This window comes from Polynucleobacter sp. 35-46-11 (genome assembly GCF_002281105.1).
This window is the reverse complement of record NZ_NCFJ01000182.1, coordinates 1-4,508: the sequence shown is the minus strand read 5'-3', so window position 1 is coordinate 4,508 and position 4,508 is coordinate 1. Positions and strand designations below refer to the sequence as shown.

General features: G+C 45.9%; 4 protein-coding genes. 3 read left to right on the top strand and 1 reads right to left on the bottom strand.

The window, feature by feature from the left end; genetic code table 11:
- Together aroC and B7Y67_RS11305 are read left to right on the top strand one after the other, a co-directional pair.
- The coding region (gene aroC / locus B7Y67_RS11310) for a chorismate synthase (RefSeq protein WP_293598728.1) at positions 1-631 on the top strand (631 nt) is incomplete at its 5' end.
- 20 nt (positions 632-651) lie between these two features.
- Positions 652-1,809, top strand: coding sequence for an MFS transporter (locus B7Y67_RS11305; protein ID WP_293598727.1), 1,158 nt, complete (start codon positions 652-654; stop codon positions 1,807-1,809).
- Between the two features lie 15 nt (positions 1,810-1,824).
- Here the strand turns inward: B7Y67_RS11305 and B7Y67_RS11300 are convergent, their stop codons facing one another.
- Entirely contained in the window at positions 1,825-3,495 is a 1,671-nt protein-coding gene (locus B7Y67_RS11300; RefSeq protein WP_293598729.1) for an electron transfer flavoprotein-ubiquinone oxidoreductase, read from the bottom strand.
- A gap of 206 nt (positions 3,496-3,701) precedes the next feature.
- On the opposite strand from B7Y67_RS11300, the gene B7Y67_RS11295 reads away from it, so the two are divergent.
- Positions 3,702-4,400, top strand: a complete 699-nt coding sequence (locus tag B7Y67_RS11295) for a CoA transferase subunit A (RefSeq protein WP_293598726.1) — start codon at positions 3,702-3,704, stop codon at positions 4,398-4,400.
- Positions 4,401-4,508: the final 108 nt, after the last annotated feature.

Genomic DNA, 4,508 nt, shown 5'->3' with positions numbered 1-4,508 from the left:
AATCAAGATTCCATTTCAGGATGCTTCGCTGATTGAAACCAATCCCTTTTTTGCGGCAAACACAGAAATCGTGCCAGAACTAGAAGCCTACATGGATGCGCTGCGCAAAGCAGGGGATTCCTGTGGCGCCAAGATTGAAGTACGGGCGCGTAATGTGCCCATCGGTCTGGGTGAACCTTTATTTGATAAGTTAGATGCTGACATCGCGCATGCCATGATGGGTATTAATGCGGTCAAAGGTGTTGAGATTGGTGCTGGCTTTGGGTCAGTAGCGCAACGCGGTAGTGAGCATGGCGACGAACTGCATCCAGATGGATTTGCAAGTAATAATTCTGGCGGCACTTTGGGTGGCATTAGTACCGGTCAAGATTTGCGTGTATCAATTGCAATCAAACCCACTTCTAGTATCTTGAGTCCAAAGGAATCAGTTGACCTAGATGGAAAGCCGATTACTGTGCAAACCAAAGGTCGTCATGATCCTTGTGTGGGTATTCGTGCAACGCCGATTGCTGAAGCGATGTTAGCTCTGGTATTGATTGATCATGCTCTACGCCATCGTGCTCAATGCGGTGATGTGAAACATGCTGTGTCGCCTGTGCCGGCTGCTCGACCTGGTTCAGTAAGCGACTAAATCCGTTTAAGAAAAAGAAAATGACACCTTCAGTGCGTTGGGCCTTCGGGTCCTTTTTCTTTTTATATTTCGCGTATGTTGGCTTAGTTTCTCCCTACGCCAGCCTCTTTTTTCTTGACCGTGGCTTTAGTGTTATTGAGATTGCAGTCTTAATGTCCATGCTACAAATTACACGAATAGTTGGGCCATTCTCCTGGGGATGGCTGTCTGACTACTTGTCCGATCGTATTGGCATTATTAGATTCTGTGCTTGCTTGGCAGCAGTCACTTTCTTATGCATCTTTTTTCTGCATAGTTACATTGCATTTTTCATTTGGATGTTTGTATTGCACACCATTCTTAGTAGCTTGATGCCACTAGGAGAGTCGGCCACAGTACATGCTTTATTTAAAGACAATTCATTTGATAAACGTTATGGCCGCTTACGTTTGTGGGGATCAATTGGTTTTATTGCAATGGTCTTAATTGCTGGCGAGTTATTTCAGCGCGAAGGTATTGAGCTCTATCCGATTGTGGGCGCGGTAGTGTTGATCTTCTTGGCATTAGTGACGTTCCGCTTGCATGAGCCTAAGATGGAACGTCGCAAGATGGTGAAGGGCGAACTCTTAATTGTTTTGTTTAATCCTGATGTGCGTTGGTTCTTGCTATCGGGCTTCTTTATGGTCTTTGCGCATGCAGCTTTGTATGTGTTCTATTCACTCTACCTAGCAGACCTGGGCTACGATAAATTCGAGATCGGTTTATTTTGGGCTCTAGGCGTTGCTGCTGAAGTGATTTTCTTTTATTTCCAGAGCAAAGTGCTCAGTCGTCTGGATGCTGAAGTTGTTTTACAGCTTGCTTTTGGCGTTGGCGTGTTTCGATTTATTTTGATTGCCTTCTTCCCATTCACTTGGGTGCTGATTTTGGCTCAGTTGATGCATGCGGCTACTTTTGGTGCTCACCATAGTGCTGCCACCAAGTTACTGCAGCGCTGGTTTACTGGCCCCTTGCAAGCCAGAGGGCAAGCTTTGATGGCAACAGTATCGTATGGTTTGGGTGGGACGCTAGGTGGTTTAGTTGCGGGTTGGCTTTGGGAGGCAACTCAGCCACGTAATGTCTTCGTGATGGCTGCTTTAGCTTGTGGCCTAGCGGGTATGGCGATTGGAAAACTGCGCCCACGCCACTACCCAGCTAGATAAACCAATCAACATTCTTTACATTGATGCGTAGTTCGGGCCACCACCACCTTCAGGGGTAATCCAAATAATATTTTGACTTGGATCTTTGATGTCACAGGTTTTGCAATGGACGCAGTTTTGTGAATTAATCTGCAGCTGTGGTTGCCCATCTTTTTCTACATACTCATATACGCCAGCAGGGCAGTAACGTTGCTCGGGACCTGCGTAAGTTTTGAGATTCAAGCTGACTGGTACCGACACATCTTTTAATGTCAGGTGAATGGGTTGATTCTCAGCATGATTGGTATTGGAAATAAATACTGATGAGAGGCGATCAAAAGTAATCTTGCCATCTGGTTTTGGATACTCGATGGGTTGATGCTGCGCTGCTGGCTCAAGGCACTCATGGTCTGCATGTTTTAAATGAATTGTCCAGGGCATATTGCCACCCAACAGCTTTTGCTCTAGACCAACCATCAGAGTTCCAAGGTAAAGTCCTTTGGACATCCATGGCTTAAAGTTGCGCGCTTGATTAAGTTCAGTATGTAGCCAACTATTTTTGAACGCGCTTGGATAGGCAGCCAACACATCAGCGGAACGATTCTCATTAAGCGCTGCAACTGCAGCTTCAGCAGCCAGCATCCCAGTCTTAATTGCAGCGTGACTGCCTTTGATGCGTGATGCATTTAAGAATCCTGCATCACAACCAATTAATGCACCCCCTGGGAATACAGTCTTAGGCAGACTATTTAAGCCGCCAGCCGTTAGTGCGCGTGCGCCATAAGCCAGACGTTTTCCACCCTCAAAAGTCTCACGGATTTTTGGATGCAGCTTATAGCGCTGGAACTCTTCAAACGGCGAGAGGTAAGGGTTCTTATAGGAGAGGCCCACTACCAAACCTACTGCAACCTTGTTATCACCCAAGTGATACAAGAATGAACCACCATAGGTGTCGCTTTCTAGTGGCCAGCCTGCAGTGTGAACTACCAGACCGGGCTTGCTCTTAGAGGGTTCTACTTCCCATAGTTCTTTAATACCAATGCCGTAACTTTGTGGGTCAGCATCTTTATCCAATGCAAACTTGCTAATGAGTTGTTTGCCTAGATGTCCGCGTGAACCTTCGGCGAATAGAGTGTACTTGGCACGTAATTCCATGCCAAGTTGAAATTGATCGGTTGGATTGCCTTCTTTATCTAAACCCATTGCACCTGTAATGACACCACAGACTGCACCTTGTTCGTTATACAGAATTTCTGCCGCAGGAAATCCTGGAAAAATTTCTACACCGAGATTCTCGGCTTGTTGGCCAAGCCAGCGAGTCACATTGGCTAAGCTGACAATATAGTTACCCTCATTCTTAAAGCAGTGGGGCAGCATCCAATTCGGAACTTGGAACGAACTTTCTTTTGTTAAAAATAAAAACTGGTCTTGAGTAACCTCAGTATCTAGTGGTGCCCCCATTTCTTTCCAGTTGGGGAATAGCTCGGTGAGCGCCTTAGGATCCATAACGGCGCCAGAAAGGATGTGCGCACCAATCTCGGAGCCTTTTTCCAAAACGCAGACACTAATTTCTTTACCTGACTCATTCGCGAGTTGTTTTGCTTTGATGGCTGCAGATAGGCCTGCTGGACCACCTCCGACGATGACTAAGTCATAGTCCATGGATTCTCTTGGTCCAAATTGTTCGAGCAATTCCTGGGCGTTCATTTCACTCTCCGACATCTCTAAAAATAGCTTGCTGAGCTCATTTTCAGCAATTTTTGGCAATTCCACCATTTTTTTATGGCTTCCTTGAACCCTTCTAGTTTAGTTCTAAGCGATGAAAGGCAGGTTGGTGCCCTTTGCCTTCGGGCTGGGATTCCCAAAGCGTTATGATTACTTTTTTACCTTTTTGGCAATATTAGGACGAATGTATGAATAAAACTTACCCATCAGCAGTAGATGCCTTACGGGATATCTTGAAGGATGGCCAGAAGCTCGCGGTTGGCGGTTTTGGTCTTTGCGGCATCCCTGAGGCTTTGATTCAGGCAGTAAAGGATCTTGGTGCGCAAAATCTGACTGCGATTGCTAATAATGCTGGCGTAGATGGCTTTGGCTTGGGCTTGCTTTTGAATTCAAGACAGGTCAAAAAGATGGTCGCATCCTATGTGGGCGAGAACAAAGAGTTTGAGCGTCAGTTTTTAGCTGGTGAGCTGGAGTTGGAATTTACCCCTCAAGGTACTTTGGCAGAAAAATTGCGCGCAGGCGGTTGCGGTATTCCTGCGTTCTATACCAAAACCGGTGTAGGTACTTTGGTTGCCGAAGGTAAAGAAGAAAAAGAATTCGATGGTGAGCGTTACATCATGGAGCGTGCAATCGTTTCAGACATTTCTCTTGTCAAAGCATGGAAGGCAGATAAGTCAGGTAACTTGATTTATCGCTACACCGCACGTAATTTCAATCCAGTAGTGGCCATGGCTGGCAAGATTACCGTTGCTGAAGTAGAAGAGATCGTAGAGAACGGTGAATTGGATCCGGATGAGATTCATACGCCAGGTATCTACGTGCATCGCTTGGTTCTCAACACCACGCCTGAGAAGCGTATTGAGCAACGCACTTTATCTGCAGCTTAATACCATCGAAGCAATATAAAAACAGTACAGAATATTTAGGAAGATTGATATGCCTTGGAATAGAGATGAAATGGCAGCACGTGCTGCTAAAGAGTTAAAGGATGGTTA